Annotated in this window: 19 protein-coding genes; 17 read left to right on the top strand and 2 right to left on the bottom strand. The window is 66.5% G+C overall.

What is annotated here, in order from left to right; translation table 11 throughout:
* Positions 1 to 183 precede the first annotated feature (183 nt).
* From ACG3SL_RS13765 to ACG3SL_RS13750, 4 genes are read left to right on the top strand one after another with little or no spacing between them, the layout of a single operon-like run.
* Positions 184 to 891, top strand: coding sequence for a CoA transferase subunit A (locus tag ACG3SL_RS13765; RefSeq protein ID WP_448661733.1), 708 nt, complete (start codon positions 184 to 186; stop codon positions 889 to 891).
* Positions 888 to 1,940, top strand: a complete 1,053-nt coding sequence (locus ACG3SL_RS13760; protein ID WP_448661732.1) for a 5'-nucleotidase, lipoprotein e(P4) family — start codon at positions 888 to 890, stop codon at positions 1,938 to 1,940. Before ACG3SL_RS13765 ends, ACG3SL_RS13760 begins: the two co-directional genes overlap by 4 nt.
* Positions 1,940 to 2,605 carry a 3-oxoacid CoA-transferase subunit B gene (locus tag ACG3SL_RS13755; protein WP_448665129.1) on the top strand — a complete coding sequence of 222 codons (666 nt, stop codon included), beginning with the start codon at positions 1,940 to 1,942 and terminating at the stop codon, positions 2,603 to 2,605. Before ACG3SL_RS13760 ends, ACG3SL_RS13755 begins: the two co-directional genes overlap by 1 nt.
* 56 nt (positions 2,606 to 2,661) lie before the next feature.
* Positions 2,662 to 3,339, top strand: coding sequence for a ferritin-like domain-containing protein (locus ACG3SL_RS13750; RefSeq protein ID WP_448661731.1), 678 nt, complete (start codon positions 2,662 to 2,664; stop codon positions 3,337 to 3,339).
* A 38-nt stretch (positions 3,340 to 3,377) separates the two neighbouring features.
* On the opposite strand, the gene ACG3SL_RS13745 is transcribed toward ACG3SL_RS13750, so the two are convergent.
* Both ACG3SL_RS13745 and ACG3SL_RS13740 read right to left on the bottom strand, forming a co-directional pair.
* On the bottom strand, positions 3,378 to 3,971 hold the full coding sequence (locus tag ACG3SL_RS13745) for a hypothetical protein (RefSeq protein ID WP_448661730.1): 594 nt from the start codon (positions 3,969 to 3,971) through the stop codon (positions 3,378 to 3,380).
* A 403-nt stretch (positions 3,972 to 4,374) separates the two neighbouring features.
* Positions 4,375 to 5,751 (bottom strand): transposase, encoded by a 1,377-nt coding sequence (locus ACG3SL_RS13740; RefSeq protein ID WP_448661729.1) that lies wholly within the window; start codon positions 5,749 to 5,751, stop codon positions 4,375 to 4,377.
* 313 nt (positions 5,752 to 6,064) lie between these two features.
* Here ACG3SL_RS13740 and leuC point away from each other — a divergent pair, with 313 nt between their 5' ends.
* From leuC to nadA, 13 genes are all read left to right on the top strand, one after another.
* On the top strand, positions 6,065 to 7,510 hold the full coding sequence (leuC, locus tag ACG3SL_RS13735; protein WP_448661728.1) for a 3-isopropylmalate dehydratase large subunit: 1,446 nt from the start codon (positions 6,065 to 6,067) through the stop codon (positions 7,508 to 7,510).
* Positions 7,511 to 7,682: 172 nt separating this feature from the next.
* Positions 7,683 to 8,312: a 3-isopropylmalate dehydratase small subunit gene (leuD, locus tag ACG3SL_RS13730; protein ID WP_448661726.1), complete on the top strand. Its 630-nt coding sequence runs from the start codon at positions 7,683 to 7,685 to the stop codon at positions 8,310 to 8,312.
* Complete coding sequence (locus ACG3SL_RS13725) at positions 8,275 to 9,276, top strand: NADPH:quinone oxidoreductase family protein (protein ID WP_448661725.1); 1,002 nt, start codon at positions 8,275 to 8,277, stop codon at positions 9,274 to 9,276. Before leuD ends, ACG3SL_RS13725 begins: the two co-directional genes overlap by 38 nt.
* A 58-nt stretch (positions 9,277 to 9,334) precedes the next feature.
* Positions 9,335 to 9,487 (top strand): hypothetical protein, encoded by a 153-nt coding sequence (locus ACG3SL_RS13720; protein WP_448661724.1) that lies wholly within the window; start codon positions 9,335 to 9,337, stop codon positions 9,485 to 9,487.
* 70 nt (positions 9,488 to 9,557) lie between these two features.
* Complete coding sequence (locus ACG3SL_RS13715; protein WP_448661723.1) at positions 9,558 to 9,881, top strand: DUF1476 domain-containing protein; 324 nt, start codon at positions 9,558 to 9,560, stop codon at positions 9,879 to 9,881.
* Between the two features lies 1 nt (position 9,882).
* Entirely contained in the window at positions 9,883 to 10,122 is a 240-nt protein-coding gene (locus tag ACG3SL_RS13710; RefSeq protein WP_448661722.1) for a BolA family protein, read from the top strand.
* A gap of 6 nt (positions 10,123 to 10,128) precedes the next feature.
* Positions 10,129 to 10,458 (top strand): Grx4 family monothiol glutaredoxin, encoded by a 330-nt coding sequence (gene grxD, locus ACG3SL_RS13705; protein WP_448661720.1) that lies wholly within the window; start codon positions 10,129 to 10,131, stop codon positions 10,456 to 10,458.
* A gap of 941 nt (positions 10,459 to 11,399) precedes the next feature.
* Positions 11,400 to 11,768, top strand: a complete 369-nt coding sequence (locus ACG3SL_RS13700) for a BlaI/MecI/CopY family transcriptional regulator (protein ID WP_448661719.1) — start codon at positions 11,400 to 11,402, stop codon at positions 11,766 to 11,768.
* Positions 11,765 to 13,366, top strand: coding sequence for a M56 family metallopeptidase (locus ACG3SL_RS13695; RefSeq protein WP_448661718.1), 1,602 nt, complete (start codon positions 11,765 to 11,767; stop codon positions 13,364 to 13,366). The genes ACG3SL_RS13700 and ACG3SL_RS13695 overlap by 4 nt, the downstream gene beginning before the upstream one ends.
* A 149-nt stretch (positions 13,367 to 13,515) precedes the next feature.
* The gene (locus ACG3SL_RS13690) at positions 13,516 to 14,373 is read left to right on the top strand and encodes an MBL fold metallo-hydrolase (protein ID WP_448661717.1); all 858 of its coding nucleotides are present in this window, start codon (positions 13,516 to 13,518) and stop codon (positions 14,371 to 14,373) included.
* Positions 14,355 to 15,077 (top strand): DUF4230 domain-containing protein, encoded by a 723-nt coding sequence (locus ACG3SL_RS13685; RefSeq protein ID WP_448661716.1) that lies wholly within the window; start codon positions 14,355 to 14,357, stop codon positions 15,075 to 15,077. The genes ACG3SL_RS13690 and ACG3SL_RS13685 overlap by 19 nt, the downstream gene beginning before the upstream one ends.
* A gap of 65 nt (positions 15,078 to 15,142) precedes the next feature.
* Positions 15,143 to 15,913 (top strand): hypothetical protein, encoded by a 771-nt coding sequence (locus ACG3SL_RS13680; protein WP_448661715.1) that lies wholly within the window; start codon positions 15,143 to 15,145, stop codon positions 15,911 to 15,913.
* Positions 15,914 to 15,965: 52 nt separating this feature from the next.
* Entirely contained in the window at positions 15,966 to 16,994 is a 1,029-nt protein-coding gene (gene nadA / locus ACG3SL_RS13675) for a quinolinate synthase NadA (protein ID WP_448661714.1), read from the top strand.
* Positions 16,995 to 17,036: the final 42 nt, after the last annotated feature.

Here is a 17,036-nt window from a genome sequence, read left to right as displayed (position 1 = left end):
CGGTTCCGCAGCGCAATATGTCAGTTCAATTACATACCAAAGTGTGACCAAAAAGTCCCACATGCAGACCTTTGGCGGGCAATTGCAAAAAACGCACACAAAGTTGAACCACCATTCAGCTTTGCTTGACGCACCGGCGCGCGCGGGATTATCGCCGCGGCGAAGCAGGAGAGAGAATCGCGCATGGACAAGCTCTACCCCAACGCCGCTGCAGCGCTGGAAGGGTTGCTGTTCGACGGCATGACCCTGTGCGCGGGCGGCTTCGGCCTGTGCGGCATCCCGGAACGGCTGATCGATGCGATCCAGGCTTCGGGCGTCACCGGCCTGACGATCGCCAGCAACAATGCCGGCATCGACAATGAAGGCCTCGGCAAGCTGCTGCGCAGCCGCCAGGTGAAGAAGATGATCTCGTCCTATGTCGGCGAGAACAAGGAATTCGAGCGCCAGTATCTGTCGGGCGAGCTGGAAGTGGAATTCTGTCCCCAGGGCACGCTGGCCGAGCGCTGCCGCGCGGGCGGGGCGGGCATCCCCGGTTTCTATACCAAGACCGGCGTCGGCACCAAGGTGGCCGAGGGCAAGGAAGTGAAGAGTTTCGACGGCGAGGACTATATCCTCGAACGCGGCATCCGCGCCGATGTGTCGATCATCAAGGGGTGGAAGGCCGACGAAGCCGGCAACCTGATTTTCCGCAAGACCGCGCGCAATTTCAACCAGCCGATGGCGACCGCAGGCAAGGTCTGCGTGGCGGAGGTCGAGGAAGTGGTGCCCGTGGGCGCGCTCGACCCCGACCAGATCCATCTGCCCGGCATCTATGTGAAGCGGCTGATCGTCGGCGCGCCGTACGACAAGAAGATCGAATTCCGCACCACCCGGCCGCGCGAGGCGGCGTGACGACGGGGCCGGTGCGGCTGGCGCTGGGCGCCGGGGTAGCGTCGCTGCTGCTGTCGGGCTGTGTCGCGGCGGCGGTGCCCGCCGTGGCTGCGGCCGGGCTCTTCAAGTCGAGCCAGGACAGCAACGCCCGCAAACGCGCCAAGCGGCCCAAGTCTGCCGCCGGGCAGGTCGTCACAACGCCCACCGGCACGGTGCGCATCACCGATATGAAGGCGCTGCCCGCGCCCGACGGCACCGTCGCACCCCCGCGCGCGGCGGAAGCCAAGAGCCCGCCGGAGATGCAGTATCTCTACGGCTCCGGCGAAGCGGCGGCGCTGAGTGTCCAGGCCTATCAGGCGATGTATTACTATCTCCGGATGGAAATCGGCTATCTGCGCGACAAGCAGGATGCCCGCTCGGTCGTGCTCTCGCCCGGATCGACGATCGAAAACCCGAAGTTCGACCGCTGCGGCCCCCGCCCGCTGGCGATCGTGCTCGACGTGGATGAAACCGCGCTGCTCAACCTGGGCTATGAAGCGGATTCGGTGACGCGCGGCGGCGCCTATGATCCCGCCCGCTGGGCGCGCTGGGAACAGACCGGCGCGGACAAGGTGGCGGCAGTGCCCGGCGCGGCGGAGACGCTGGCGGCGCTGCGGCGCGATGGCTACACCGTGATCTTCAATTCCAACCGCGCCGTCTCCAGCGCGGACCAGACGGTCGCGGCGCTTGCCCATGCCGGGCTCGGGCCGGCGGTGCTGGGCGACACGCTGTGGCTGCGCGGTGATGGCGACGGCAGCGGCAAGGATGCCCGCCGTGCCAAGATCGCCGAGCGCTATTGCATCGTCGCGATGGCGGGCGACCAGCTGGGCGACTTCACCGATCTGTTCAACGCCCCCGCCCAGTCGGTCCGCGCGCGCCGCAACAGCGTGAGCGAAACCCCGCTTGCGCCGCTGTGGGGGGCGGGATGGTTCCTGCTGCCCAACCCGGTCTATGGCACCGGGCTCAAGGGCAGCCTCGACGAGATATTTCCGCCAGACGTGCGCTGGACGGACCCGCAGGAGAAGAAATGATGCCGCAGGACAGCAAGGGCTGGACCCGGGACGAAATGGCCGCCCGCGCGGCGCGCGAGCTTCAGGACGGCTTCTACGTCAATCTGGGCATCGGCATCCCCACGCTGGTCGCGAACCACATTCCCGACGGGGTCGAGGTCACGCTCCAGTCGGAAAACGGAATGCTCGGCATCGGGCCCTTCCCCTATGAAGGGGAGGAAGACGCCGACCTCATCAACGCCGGCAAGCAGACGATCAGCGAACTGCCCAGCTCGGTCTATTTCAGCTCGTCGGACAGTTTCGCAATGATCCGCGGCGGGCATATCGACCTGACCGTGCTCGGCGCGATGGAAGTCAGCGAGGGCGGCGACATCGCCAACTGGATGATTCCGGGCAAGATGATCAAGGGCATGGGCGGCGCGATGGACCTGGTCGCGGGCGTCAAGAAGATCATCGTCGTGATGGAGCACAACGCCAAGGACGGCAGCCCCAAGTTCATCCCCGAATGCACGCTGCCGCTGACCGGCAAGAACGTGGTCGACATGATCATCACCGACCTCGCCGTGTTCCAGCGCGTGGACCATGCCAGCCCCTTCCGCCTGATCGAACTGGCCCCCGGCGTGACCGAGGCGGAAGTCGCTGCCAAGACCACGGCGCACTACGACGTGGCGCTGGTCGCCGCCTGATTTCCCGCTCCGGGGGCCGCGTTGACGTGCCCCCGGGCCGGGCCTAGCGTCCGGCGATGTGGACCGCGTTGCGCACCCGGTATCTCGACCTGCTCGGCTCGATTTACCTGTATAACGAGCATCGCGGCTATACGAGCATCGACCGGGTGCTGGACGCGGTGCGCGTGCGCGAACCCGGCAACACCGCGCTGATCGCCGCGATCGAAAAGCACCGGGCGGACGAGCGCAAGCACTATGCGATGTTCAAGCGCTGGTTCGAGCTGCGCGGCGTGATGCCGCTGCGCGTCGATCGCACCTGCGGCCATATCGACCGCTTCGTCGAAATCATGTTCGGCCGCGCCATCGACGCGCTCGACACCGACCGGATCATCGCCGAGGATGCCCAGTTCGAGAAGCTGTGCCGCGTCATCGCGCTGACCGAAAAGCGCGGGCACCGGCAGGTCCACGTCCTGCTGAACCACCCGGTGGTGCGCGGCGACAAGACGCTGATGCGCATCTTCGCCATCATCGAGCGGGACGAACCGAGCCACTGGGCACCCTATGACGGCTGGCTGACCGCCAACGGCAAGCGCGACTCGAAATGGTGGGAGCGGGCGATCGACGGCTTCATCCATTCGGAACTGCTGTTCCTGAAACTGCCCGCGCTGTTCGCGAACCCCTGGGTCGCCCGGCGCACCGACTGGCCCGATGCGCAGGATGGCGAAGGAGCGGGGCGCGTGCCGATCGCGGCTTGAGGGGGGCGTTGTCCTGATTCTTCTGTGCGGGAAGGGCCCTACACGGCGTTTAAGATCGCGGCAAACGCGCTGATGAGCGGTACAAAGTGGCTTTTCAGAGGTTCGCGGTCGGCGTCGAATCCGTTTCCAAGCTGCATCTCGACTCGAGCCTCGGTGGGCCGGCACAGCGGCTCTGTCGCGTTCGCCTTCTTGTCGCGCACGGCGAAAACCTTCTGAAGCTTTAAGTCGATCCGGGTTGAGTAAGTGACGCAGAGGTGATGGGCGCTTTCGTATGAAATAGAGTCCTTCGTGAACGTCGCGGGATAAATGTTCACGTCAGGCGCGGAGACATAAGTGCCCAAGACGCGAACGGCGGCCTCGACACATTCACTACGCTCGCGCACACATTGGATCGTAACCGTAGCGGGCATTAGCGCACCGCCACCGTCGACCCTTGTCCATCGCCCTTTCGCGACAGTGTAGCCTTGGAAACTCGTTACAGACGCCGCGACGTTCGGTTGTGCCTTCGTCGCTACACCGAGGACAGCAATCTCACGTGCGAACTCGAACAGGACTAGCATCACGAAGAAGCCGACCTTCCACCAGTTCCAGCGCTGATAAAAGCGTATTTTCTTAGTGATGCCGTCAGTCATGCCGCCCCCTCCCGCCAGGAAGCAGCACCGGCCGCCCGCTGTCTACCCTGCAGCGATCCTGCGGATCATGGCCGCTAGAATCGATCTGGTAAACACCCTACCATCTGCCTCGGAGGCGGATTATGAAGGTGGCAGCGATATGCGTGGTAATGCTTGCGACCTCGGTTGCGCCGCCCGCAGAACCCTATCGTTGCGACTTTACCGTCAAGCGCCAGTGCTCACCGGACGGCCAGTGCAGAGCCCTGCCACCCGTTGTCTGGGCGACATTCGACGAAAGAACTAGAACCTACTCGCGCTGCGATACGAATGGGTGCGATTCCTATCAGGCCGATTGTGTTGAAGAAGTCGGCGCGCGGGGGGATTGATTGGCTGGGGCGATTGGCGTGAGCGCGAGTGCTGGGCCTCAGGCGGGCACCGTCTGCGCCGGCATCGGGATGATCTTGGCCATCTTGCGGAGGTTCTGGGCGGTGGCGGCGAGGAGGAACTCGTCTTTTGCACCATTTGGTCCGCGCAGGCGCAAGCGATCGAGCTTCAGGATTCGTTTGAGGTGCGCGAACAGCATCTCGACCTTCTTTCGCTGGCGTCGGGACGTGACATAGGCGTCGCTCGTCGCGATATCGCGGGCCATGTCGCGTGCGCCTTCGTGGATCGAGCGCAGGATTTTGCGGGCTGGCGCGTTGGGGCAGCAGCGTGGCTTGAGATCGCAGGCATCGCAGTCGAGCTTGCTGGCGCGATAGCGCATCAGGCCATTCTCATCGACGAACGGGCGTGGTTCACGATAGGTCTTCTGCCGTTGCCGCAACCGCTTGCCGCCTGGGCAGATGTAGCTGTCGTCCTCCCGGTCGAACGCGAACGCCGGGCGCTCGAACGTGCCATCGCGGCGGGCGGACTTGTCGAACACGGGGATATGTGGCGCGATGCCCTTTTCCTCAACCAGCCAGGCAAGGTTGGCCGCATCGCCGTAGCCGGTATCGGCCGCGAGCCGCTCGGGCCATAGTCCGAACCGCGCCTGGGTGCGCTCGATCATCCTTCGTTGCGCCGTTACTTCGGCCTGGCGGATCGATGTGGTCGCCTCAACGTCGACGATTACCGCATGCTCAAGGTCGATCAGATAGTTGGTCGAGTACGCGAAGAAGGCGCGCTCGCGTGTTGCCGCGGTCCAGCGTGCGGCCGGATCGGCCACCGCCAACTGCTTGGGCGCGACCGGCGTTGCCCCGCCGAACGCGGCATCGTCGAGCACCGCGAGATACTCGCGCACCGCATGGCGGGTGGACCCGTCCGGCAACTGCTCGGGGCGATCGACGGCGTGCTGGCGGCTCACATCGGCGCGGATCAGGCTGGCATCGACCGCAAAGCCCTCGCCGCCGACCAGGCCTTCAGCCATGCACCGCGCGACGGTCGTCTCGAACAACGCACGCAGCAGATCGCTGTCGCGGAAGCGGCCATGGCGGTTCTTCGAGAAGGTCGAGTGGTTGGGCACATTGCCCTCCAGCCCCAGCCGGCAGAACCAGCGATAGGCGAGGTTGAGATGCACCTCCTCGCACAGCCGCCGCTCGGATCGGATGCCCATGCAATAACCGATGATGAGCATCCGGATCATCAACTCCGGGTCGATCGATGGCCGACCGGTCTCGCTGTAGAAGGGCCGAAGATGCTCGCGGATATCGGACAGGTCCACGAACCGGTCGATCGAGCGCAGCAGATGATCCGGCGGCACATGCCGGTCCAGGTTGAAACTGTAGAACAACGCTTCCTGCGCCACCGTCCGCTCGCCCATCATCGGCCCGCCCTCCGACTGCTTGCGAAGAGTGAATCAGACCCTCAGTGCAACTTCAAGGGCGAGTTTTTCAACAGAATCAGGCCGTTACCAGTCGCTCGGGCATTTTCCGAATCGTGGCGCTCCCCGCAAATGGGGTTTTTACGAAGATCGCAGATGACGGTTCGGCGGTGGAGGTCGCTTCAATCGGGACCGATGTGCTTATCAGCTATGGCACCTGCAAGCGGTAGAGATAGCCGCTGCCGATCAGCCATCGACCACAGCACAAAATTGCGTTCAGCCTTGCCTCTGCGCACGATTGGACTAGATCGCCCGCATGTCTAGCCAACCCCGCACGCTGTACGAGAAGATCTGGGCCGACCATGTGGTCGAGCGCCGGGACGATGGAACCTGCCTGGTCTATATCGATCGGCACCTCGTCCACGAAGTCACCAGCCCCCAGGCCTTTGCCGGGCTTCGCGCCGCTGGCCGCCCCGTGCGGCGGCCCGACCTGACGCTTGCGGTGCCCGATCACAACCTGCCGACCACCGCGCGCGTCGATGCCGCCGGCAATCCGCTGCCGATCGCCGATCCGGCCAGCGCGGGGCAGCTTTCGGCCCTGCGCGCGAACGTCGCCGAATTCGGCGTGCCCTATATCGACGCGCTCGATGCGCGGCAGGGGATCGTCCACGTCATTGGGCCGGAACAGGGCTTCACCCTGCCGGGCACCACGCTGGTATGCGGCGACAGCCACACTTCGGCGCATGGCGCGCTGGGAGCGCTGGCGTTCGGGATCGGCACGTCCGAAGTCGAGCATGTGCTGGCGACGCAGACGTTGCTGCTCGCGCAGTCGAAGACGATGGAAGTCCGCGTCGACGGCACGCTCGGCCACGGCGTCAGCCCCAAGGACGTGGTGCTGGCGATCATCGGCAAGATCGGTGCGGCTGGTGGCACGGGCTATGTCATCGAATTCACCGGCGAAGTGATCCGCGCGATGTCGGTCGAGGGGCGGCTGACCGTGTCGAACATGTCGATCGAGGGCGGCGCACGCTCGGGCCTGATCGCGCCGGACGAAAAGACGTTCGAGTATCTGAAGGGCCGGCCGATGGCGCCGACGGGCGCGGCATGGGACCGCGCCGTCGCCTATTGGCGCACGCTGCCCAGCGACGCGGGCGCGGTGTACGACAAGGTGGTGACGCTCCACGCCGACGAGATCGCACCCTCGCTCACCTGGGGCACCAGCCCGGAGGACGTCGTGCCGATCACCGGCGTGGTGCCCGATCCGGAGAGCTTCCCCGATCCGTCGAAGCGCGTCGCGGCGCAGAAATCGCTCGATTACATGGGCCTCACGCCGGGCACGCGGATGCAGGACATCGCCATCGAGAATGTCTTTATCGGCAGCTGCACCAACAGCCGGATCGAGGATCTGCGCGCCGCCGCCGCCGTGGTGCGCGGGCGCAAGGTTGCGAATCGCGTGCGCCAGGCGCTGATCGTGCCGGGCTCGGGCCTGGTCAAGCAGCAGGCCGAGGCCGAGGGATTGGACCGCGTGTTCCTCGACGCGGGGTTCGAATGGCGCGAGCCGGGCTGTTCGATGTGCCTCGCGATGAATCCGGATAAAGTGCCGCCGGGTGAACGTTGTGCTTCAACTTCCAACAGAAATTTCGTAGGACGCCAGGGTCCGGGCGCCCGGACGCACCTCGTCTCACCCGCAATGGCGGCGGCGGCGGCGGTGACGGGGCGGCTGACCGACGTCAGGGATTTGATGGCGGCAGCGGACGCATGAGGGGGACTACCCATGAAGCGCGCGTTGATCGCATTGATTGCCGGAACCGTGTTGAGCGGCCTCGCCGCCGCCTACGCGACCGCGCAGAGCAAGCCGCTGGCCCCCGCCGGCCAGACCGCCCGACGCTGAGGCCCCTTTGCGGCCCGGCGGGGCAGCACAGGAGGAACAGCTGATGGAACCCGTTTGCCAGGTGCACGGGCGCGCCTATCCGTGGGGCGCCAAGAATATTGACACCGACATCATCATCCCGGCGCACTGGCTGAAGACCACGACGCGGGAGGGATTGGGCAAGGGCGCGTTCGAAAGCGTGCGCGCACAGCCTGACAATATCTTCGACGATCCTCGCTATGCCGGCAGCCCGGTGCTGATCGCCGGCGACAATTTCGGATGCGGCTCCAGCCGCGAACACGCCGCCTGGGCGCTGGCCGACATGGGGATCAAGGCCGTGATCGCGCCCAGCTTTTCCGACATCTTCTCGGGCAATGCGTTCAAGAACGGCATCGTCCCCGTGGTGCTGCCGCAGGACGCGATCGACCGGCTGGTCGAAGTTGCGCAGACCGACGAAGTGACCGTCGACCTGGAGACGATGAGCGTCACCACGCCGTTCCAGGACCGCTTCCCCTTCCACCTCGATCCGTTCCGCCGCGACTGTTTGATGCAGGGGCTGGACGAGATCGGCATGACACTGGCAAAAGATACCGAGATTTCGAAATACGAATCCGGTGTCGCCGCTTCGCGCCCCTGGATCACAGTAGGAGCAGGGCATGAAGGGATTGCTGTCGACGGCGCCGGGCGGACCTGAAACCCTAAGTCTGGCGGAACTGCCCGATCCTGTCCCGGCCAAGGGGCAGGTGGTCGTCGCGGTGCGCGCCTGCGCGATCAACTATCCCGACGTCCTCATCATCGAGGACAAATACCAGTTCAAGCCGCAGCGCCCCTTCGCACCGGGCGGCGAGATTGCCGGCGTGGTCGAATCGGTCGGCGAAGGCGTGACCGAATGGGCGCCGGGCGACCGCGTGATCGCAGTGCCGGGGCATGGCGGGCTGGTCGAGAAACTCGCGCTGGGCGCGGGGCAGCTCTATCGCCTGCCCGAAGGCCGCAGTTTCGAGGAGGGGGCGGCGCTGCTGCTCACCTATGCCACGACCATCCACGCGCTGCTCGATCGCGGGCATCTGCGCGAGGGGCAGACGCTGCTCGTGCTGGGCGCGGCGGGCGGCGTCGGGCTGGCGGCGATCGAACTGGGCAAGGCGTTCGGCGCCACCGTGGTCGCGGCGGTATCTTCGGAGGAAAAGGCCGCGGCCGCGCGCGCGGCGGGCGCCGACACCACGCTGGTCTATCCCCGCGCGCCGTTCGACAAGGACCAGTCCAAGGCGCTGGCCGAGGCATTCAAGGCGGCGGTCGGCCCGCGCGGGGCGGACGTGATCTACGATCCGGTCGGCGGCGACTATGCCGAACCGGCCCTGCGCGCGATCGGGTGGGAGGGGCGCTATCTGGTCGTCGGCTTCCCGGCGGGCATCCCCCGGCTGCCGCTCAACCTGACGCTGCTGAAAAGCTGCGACGTGTGCGGCGTGTTCTGGGGCGCCTTCGCGGCGCGCGATCCGCGCGCGAACCAGGCGCATGTCGATCATCTGTTCCGCCTGTGGAGCGAAGGCCGGATCGCCCCCAACGTCACCGAAACGTTCGCGCTGGCCGATGCGGGGCAGGCGATCGCCCGCATGGCGAGCCGCGCCGCGATCGGCAAGCTGGTGGTGCGGGTTAGCGACTGAGCCTCGCGGGCATCGCAGCCTCGTTGCATTCGGCCTGTGGCGGCGGCACGCTGCGGCGATGCCTGAGTTGATCGAAGCCCTTTTGCAACTCCTGTTCGAAGGCGGAGTCGAATTTGCCTATCGCAAATGGGGATGGCCGGGCGTGATCGCCGCGTTTTCCGCGCCGGTGCTTCTCATCGGCGGCATGATCCTTCTCGCTCTGCGCGTCTGAACCGCGCCACCCCGTTGCCAGTGCGACGCCGCCCCCCTATCTCGGGGGCTAGTTTAGCAAAGGGCCAACAATGACCACATTCGACGATCGGGAACGGGCATTCGAAGCGAAATTCGTTCGCGACGAGGATATGGCGTTCCGCATCGCCGCGCGCCGCAACAAGCTGCTGGGCCAATGGGCGGCGGCCAAGATGGGGCTGACCCCTGAGGAAACCGATGCCTATGCCAAGGCCGTGATCCAGGCCGATTTCGAGGAATCGGGCGATGAGGACGTGATCCGCAAGCTGGTGGGCGATCTGCTCGCCGCCGGGGTCGAGATCGACGAGGCGACCGTGCGCCGCGCCGTGGCGGAGCAGACCGTCGAGGCGCGTCGCCAGCTGATGGAATCCAAGTAACATGGCGATGGCCGCTGCCGATATCGAGGCGCTGATCCGCGCAGGGATTCCCGATGCGCGCGTCGAGATCACCGATCTGGCCGGCGATGGCGACCACTATGCAGCGCGCGTCGTCGCCCCCATGTTCAAGGGCATGCCGCGCGTGCGGCAGCATCAGGCAGTATATGCGGCGCTGGGCGGACGGATGGGCGGCGAGCTTCACGCGCTCCAGCTCACCACCGAAGCGCCAGTCGAGGAGTAAGACGACGTGACCGACGAAGTGCAGGATCGTATCCGGGGCCTGGTGGATGCCAGCCCCGTATTGCTGTTCATGAAGGGCAGCCCGCTGTTTCCGCAATGCGGCTTTTCCAGCCGTGCGGTGGCCATCCTCAACCATCTGGGCGCAGAATTCGACAGCGTCGACGTGCTCCAGGACCAGGGCGTCCGCCAGGGGATCAAGGCCTTCTCCGACTGGCCGACCATCCCCCAGCTGTACGTGAAGGGCGAATTCGTCGGCGGATCGGACATCATGATGGAGATGTACGAAAGCGGCGAACTGGCCCAGCTGCTCGCCGACAAGGGCGTGACGGCGGCCTGATTGGGCTGTGCCCCTGCAAAGGGGCAGGCTCGGGATCTGATACCGCACCTGTTCCCCTGCGAAAGCAGGGGCCCAGAGAGCCCAGAACGAGTCGCCCGCGACTCTGGGCCCCTGCGTTCGCAGGGGAGCGGGACGGTCTTATTGCGATCTGACAGGCTTGAGCCCCTGCGAAGGGGCGGGGTTTGGATACCGTTTCAACCCCTCCCTGTTCCCCTGCGAAAGCAGGGGCCCAGAGCCCAGAACGAGTTGCGTGCGACTCTGGACCCCTGCGTTCGCAGGGAACGGGACGGCCTATTGCGATCGGAAAGAATCGCCCCCTGCGAAGGATGAAAGGCTCGCCCCCTGTGAAGGCCGCGCGGGCTGCGCTACCGTTTCCCTCCTCAGTGCCCCTGCGAAAGCAGGGGCCCAGAGCCCGAACGAGTCGCTCGCGACTCTGGCCCCCTGCGTTCGCAGGGAAGCGGGGCGGCCTATTGCGATCTGACAGACTTGCCCGCTGCGAAGGGCCAGGTAGGCGCTCACATATCGTTTCCTCCCTGTTCCCCTGCGAAAGCAGGGGCCCAGAGGCGCAAACGAGTCGCCTGCGACTCTGTTCCCCTGCTTTCGCAGGGGAGCGGTGCTGTTTCATAGGCTGAAAAACCCCGGGGCGGGTGGGTCGACGCGAGACCGGAGCTGGTCGACCCACCCTGAACGAAGCGCCGAAGCGCTCGGGTTGCGCATGACGATGCACCAGCCGTGCCAGCGTCGCGGATCCCCGGTTTTCCGAGGCTTCCCTTGGTTAACGGCCCGTCGCTACCCCGGCCCACTGTAAGCATTTCCGACAGTTTAGGGCCGCCCCTTCGACGCGCCCCGCCGCGCCGCACCCGAAACATTCATCCCGCATTCAGCCTATTGACTACACACGTAATCGAGACGATTACAGGCGTAGTCATAAGAGGGATGTCATGACCGAACGGATCAGCGAAGCCGAGCATGCCGTGATGGAGGTGCTGTGGGAGCGTGCACCGCTCACCGCGCAGGAAGTCGCCGAGCGGGTGCCCGCCGAGCGCGGCTGGAGCGCCAATACGGTCAAGACGCTGCTCGGGCGTCTGCTCGCCAAATCGATCATCGCGCATGAAGAGGAAGGGCGGCGCTATCTGTATCGCCCGCTCGTCCAGCGCGCCGATTATGTCGCGGGCGAATCGCGCAAGCTGATGGACCGGCTGTTCGGCGGCAAGCTGATGCCGCTCGTGGCGCACCTCGCCGAACGCGACCAGATCACCGACCAGGACATCGTCGAGATCGAGGCTTTGCTGAAGGATCTGAAATCATGATCGGCTGGGCAGTGGAAACCTTTGTCGCGACCACCGCGCTGATGCTGGTGGTGCTCGCGATCCGCGCCCCGGTGCGCAAGGCGTTCGGGCCCCACATGGCCTATGCCCTGTGGCTGTTGCCGGTCATCCGGCTGGTGATGCCGCCGCTGCCGGGGGACTGGCATCTGTCGCGGCTGCTCGCGCCGCTGGCCCGCCAGGCAGAGGATGCCCCGGGCATCGCTGTCGGCGTGATGAACCCCGCCACGCTGCCGCCCGAGCTTGCGGGCGACGCCATCGTCACCCAGGTTGAGCTGGCCGGCCATGCCGCGAATGTCGCGCTGGTGCCGCCCACCACGGTCGCCGGCGGTCCCAGCCTGCTCGTGCTGGCGCTGGGCGTGTGGGCGATCGGCGCGCTGCTGTTCCTCGGCTACCACCTGATCGCGCATCGCCGCTTCTGCGTCGCGCTGCTGCGCCGGGCGCGCGTCGATCGCACAGTGGCACAGGGGCGGGTGCGGGTGATCGAGACCGATGCCGCGCATGGCCCGCTCGCCTTCGGCATCTTCCGCAAATATGTCGCCTTCCCCCGCGATTTCGCGGAGCGCTATGACGAACTGGAGCGCGACCTCGCGCTGGCGCACGAGCTGGGCCACCATGTTCGGGGCGATTTGATCGCCAATTGGGTCGCGTTGGTCGTGCTGGCGCTCCACTGGTTCAATCCCGTCGCCTGGCGCGCCTTCCGTGCCTTTCGCGCCGATCAGGAAATGGCGTGCGATGCGCTGGTCCTGGCCGGTCGCGCCCAGGCGCTGCGCCACGCCTATGGCCGCGCGATCGTGAAGTCCGCCCATGGCGGCGCGGTCTCGGCGGCCTGCCATCTGCACACGATCAACGAAGTGAAAGGGAGGTTACGGATGCTGTCGAAGACCACGAAGACGTCGCCCCGTCGCGTTGCCGCCGGGCTGGTGGGGATGAGTGCGCTGTCGCTGGCAGCGCTGGGGCTGACTGCCTCGGGCACGCAGGCGGCGGCGGAGATCCGTACGTCGGTGGGCAAGGGGGTCAGCGCGCTGGCGCAGGACCTGCCCGCTCCGCCTGCCGCCCCCTCGGCACCGGCAGCGGCCAGCGCTCCCGAAGCGCCGGACCCCGCCCTTGCGCCGGTGGTTCCCGCTGCGCCGGCGGCCCATGGCGTGCGCAGTATCAGCACGACCACCACCACCACGACCGACAAGGACGGCAAGCGCATCAAGAAGATCGTGATGGTCCGCGCCGATGGCGGGAAGACCGAGTTTGCGATGCCCGACGAAGCGGCGATCAAGGCATCGATCCCCGAAGTACGCGGCGGCAATTGCGGCCCCGGCACCGCCACGGTCGAGCATCGCACGGTCAACGGACGCGATGTCATGACGGTCTGTTCCGACCGCATCGAGATCATTGCTGCGAATGCCGAGGCCTCGGCGGCGCGCAGCAAGGCGCTGGGCCTGCGCACCGCGATCGCCAGCCTGCACAGCGCGCGCGCCTCGATCGCCAACGAAAAGAGCCTGACCGCCGAGGCGCGTGCCGAAGCGCTTGCCGGGATCGACGAGGCGATCGCCGAAGTACGCAGCCAACAGTCCGAAAAGGACTGAACAGAGGGAAAGGGCGGCGTTTCGGGTCTCGCGTTCACGCGAAACGCCGTCTTTCGGGCGGGGCCGGCCGGTCTCCAACTCCTTCGCGGCCGGCCTCGTCCACATCCCTCGCCCTTGTGTTCGGGCGCCGCAGCCGCCATCTCGGGCCCATGACCGAGGCCATGAAAGGCGCAGCGCTGGCGATGGAGCCGCTGGTGACGCGAGTGCTGGCGCCCAATCCGTCGCCCTATACCTATACCGGCACCCAGACCTATCTGGTCGGCACCACCGACGTGGCGGTGATCGATCCGGGTCCCGACAGCCCCGAGCATCTGGCCGCGCTGGTCGCGGCGATCGCGGGGCGCCCGGTCGTGGCGATCCTGTGCACCCACACCCACCGCGACCATAGCCCCGCCGCCGCCCCGCTACAGGCGCTGACCGGCGCGCCGATCATCGGCTGTGCACCGCTGTCGATGGACGATGCGGGCCCGCGCGCCGACGCCGCGTTCGATACCGCCTATGCCCCGGATCGCGTGCTGGCCGATGGCGAGAGCGTGGACGGCGCGGGCTGGACGCTCACCGCGGTCGCCACGCCGGGGCACACGTCCAACCATCTGTGCTTCGCGCTGGCGCCTTCGGGCGCGCTGTTCACCGGCGATCATGTCATGGGCTGGTCGACCACGGTGGTCGCGCCGCCCGATGGCGACATGGCGAGCTATATGGACAGCCTCGCCCGGCTGATCGACCGCGACGACCGCGTCTATTATCCCGCGCATGGCGATCCGGTGGAAAAGCCGCAGCGCTTCGTGCGCGGGCTGATGGGCCACCGCAAGCAGCGTGAGGGCCAGATATTGCGCCTGTTGCGCGAGGAACCCCGCGACGTGCCCGCGATGGTCGAGCGCATGTATGTCGGGCTCGATCCGCGCCTGACCGGCGCGGCGGGGCGTTCGGTGCTGGCGCACCTGATCGACCTGCGCACGCGCGGCATCGTGACCGAGGAGGGCGAACGATGGAAGATGGCGGCGTAACCCCGCGCCCGCGCCCCTGGGGGTGCCTGAAATTCGCGCTGCTGCTCGGCGTACTGGTCCTGTCGATCGGCGCGGGCTTCTGGTTCCTGGGCGACACGGTGAAGCGCGAGTGGTTCGGCGGCACCAGCCCGGAGACGATCGCGCGCGCCAGCCTGGAGGGGCTGCGCGAACAGAACCGTCTGTCCACCTTTGCCGCGCGCTATGTCGCGGTAGTGACGTCGAAACAGTCGCGGCTGGGGCTGACGGCGGAAAAGACGCTCATCATGCCCGGCACGGTCCGCTACGAAGTCGACCTGTCCAAGCTCCAGCAGCAGAACGTCGTTTGGGATGCGGCGGCCAAGCGCATGACGATCACGCTGCCCCCGGTCGAAGTGGTCGGCCCCGAGGTCGATGTCGATGCGATCCGCCAATACAGCAATGGCGGCATCCTGATGCGCATCACCGATGTGGAGGGGCAGCTCGATGCCGCCAACCGCAAGGCGGGGCAGGCCGAACTGGTGCGCCAGGCGCGCGAGGCGACGCCGATGAAGCTGGCGCGCGAATCCACCCGCCGCGCGGTCGAGCGCAGCTTCGCCATGCCGCTCAAGGCCGTGGGCATCGACGCGACGGTCCAGGTGTATTTCGCCGGCGAGCGCGGCAGCCGCGACGGCGAGCGCTGGGACGTGTCGCGCCCGGTCGAGGACGTGCTGGCCAATCGCCGCTGAAGGCGTTGAACCTGCACGATTGATGAGGTATTCTGCGCCCCGGCTCGGGTCTGGGGGGATTACCGATGGCGACGATGGCACCGCCGACACCGCGTATAGTGGACGACCGGCGTTTTTTCCTGATCATGGCGATCGTGATGGCGGCGACCATCGCGGCGGGGTTTTCGGTCCAGCTGGCGATGGGGCGATCCAGCTTCGGCGCGCCGCTCTATGTCCATTTCCATGCCGTGGTGTTCTTCGGCTGGGTCGCGCTGTACCTGCTTCAGAATGTGCTGGTCGCGAACGGCGCGGTCGCGCTGCACCGCCGGCTGGGCTGGCTGGCGGTGGTCTGGGTGCCGCTGCTGGTGGTGGTCGGCACCTTCACGACGGTGGAAATGGCGCGAAGGGCCGCCGTGCCGTTTTTCTTCACGCCCGCCTATTTCCTGCTGATGAACCCGTTGACCGTGCTGGTGTTCGCCGCGCTGGCCGGGGCGGCGATCGTGCTGCGGCGGCGCACCGACTGGCATCGCCGGCTGCTGTATTGCGGCATGGCGATCCTGACCGGCCCGGCGTTCGGAAGGTTGCTGCCGGTGCCCTTCCTGATTCCGTTCGTCGGCCTGTCGGTGTTCGCGGCGGTGATGCTGTTCCCGTTGATCGGTGTCGCAAGCGATCTGCGCCGGCGCGGTTCGGTGCATCCGGCGTGGTGGTGGGGGATCGGCGCGATCGTGGCGATGCAGTGCGCGATCGAACTGGTCGGCAACAGCGCCGCGATGCTCCCCGTTTATGCCTGGGCCACGGCAGGCTCGCCGGGGGCCGGGGTGGCGCCGCTCGCCTATCCGCCGTCTCCGCTCCCTTGATCCCGGCGCCTGCGCGCGCCATGTGCAGCCGCGCAGTATCAGGGGATCGGACATGGACGCACGGAACGGTATCGGCGGAAGCCTGAGCGGGCTCGACCTGCGCGCCGAAATCGAACGGCTGCGCAAGGAGCGCAACGCCGTCATCCTCGCGCATTATTACCAGAAGCCCGAATTGCAGGACCTGGCCGATTTCGTCGGCGACAGCCTGGACCTCAGCAAGAAGGCGGCGGAGACCGACGCCGACGTGATCGCCTTTTGCGGGGTGCGCTTCATGGCGGAAACCGCCAAGATCCTGTCGCCCGACAAGATCGTGGTGCTGCCCGACATGGACGCCGGATGCAGCCTGGAAGACAGCTGCCCGCCCGATCAGTTCGCCGCCTTCCGCGCCGCGCACCCGGATCACATCGCGCTCACCTATATCAACTGCTCGACCGAGGTGAAGGCGCTCAGCGACATCATCGTCACCAGCTCGTCGGCGGAAAAGATCCTCAGCCAGATTCCGCGCGACCAGAAGATCATCTTCGGCCCCGACAAGAATCTGGGCGGCTATCTCCAGCGCACGCTGAACCGCGAGATGCTGCTGTGGCCGGGCGTGTGCATCGTGCACGAGGCATTCAGCGAAACCGAACTGCTCAAGCTGCGCGCCCAGCACCCCGGCGCGCCGATCGCGGCGCATCCCGAATGCCCGCCGCACATCCTGGACCATGCCGATTATGTCGGATCGACGCGCGGCATCCTCGAGTTCGCCCAGGCCTTCCCCGGCGACACGCTGATCGTCGCGACCGAGCCGCACATCATCCACCAGATGGAAAAGGCGCTGCCGGAGAAGACCTTCATCGGCGCGCCGGGCGCGGACGGGAACTGCAACTGCAACATCTGCCCGTACATGGCGCTCAACACGATGGAAAAGCTCTACCTCGCGCTGCGCGACCTGACGCCGCGCATCGAAATCGAGGAAGGCCTGCGCCTGCGCGCCAAGAAGAGCCTCGACCGCATGCTCGAAATGGCGAGCGGCACGGTGGGGCAGGGTGACCTGGGGCCCGTGCCGGCGGTGGCGGGACCGGTCGACAAGGGCGACTGATCGCGGGATTTGCGCGTCGCGTTCCCGGTGCGCGTGCGTCTA

This window comes from Sphingomonas degradans (assembly GCF_053502645.1).
This window is presented reverse-complemented; position numbering and strand designations above follow the sequence as displayed.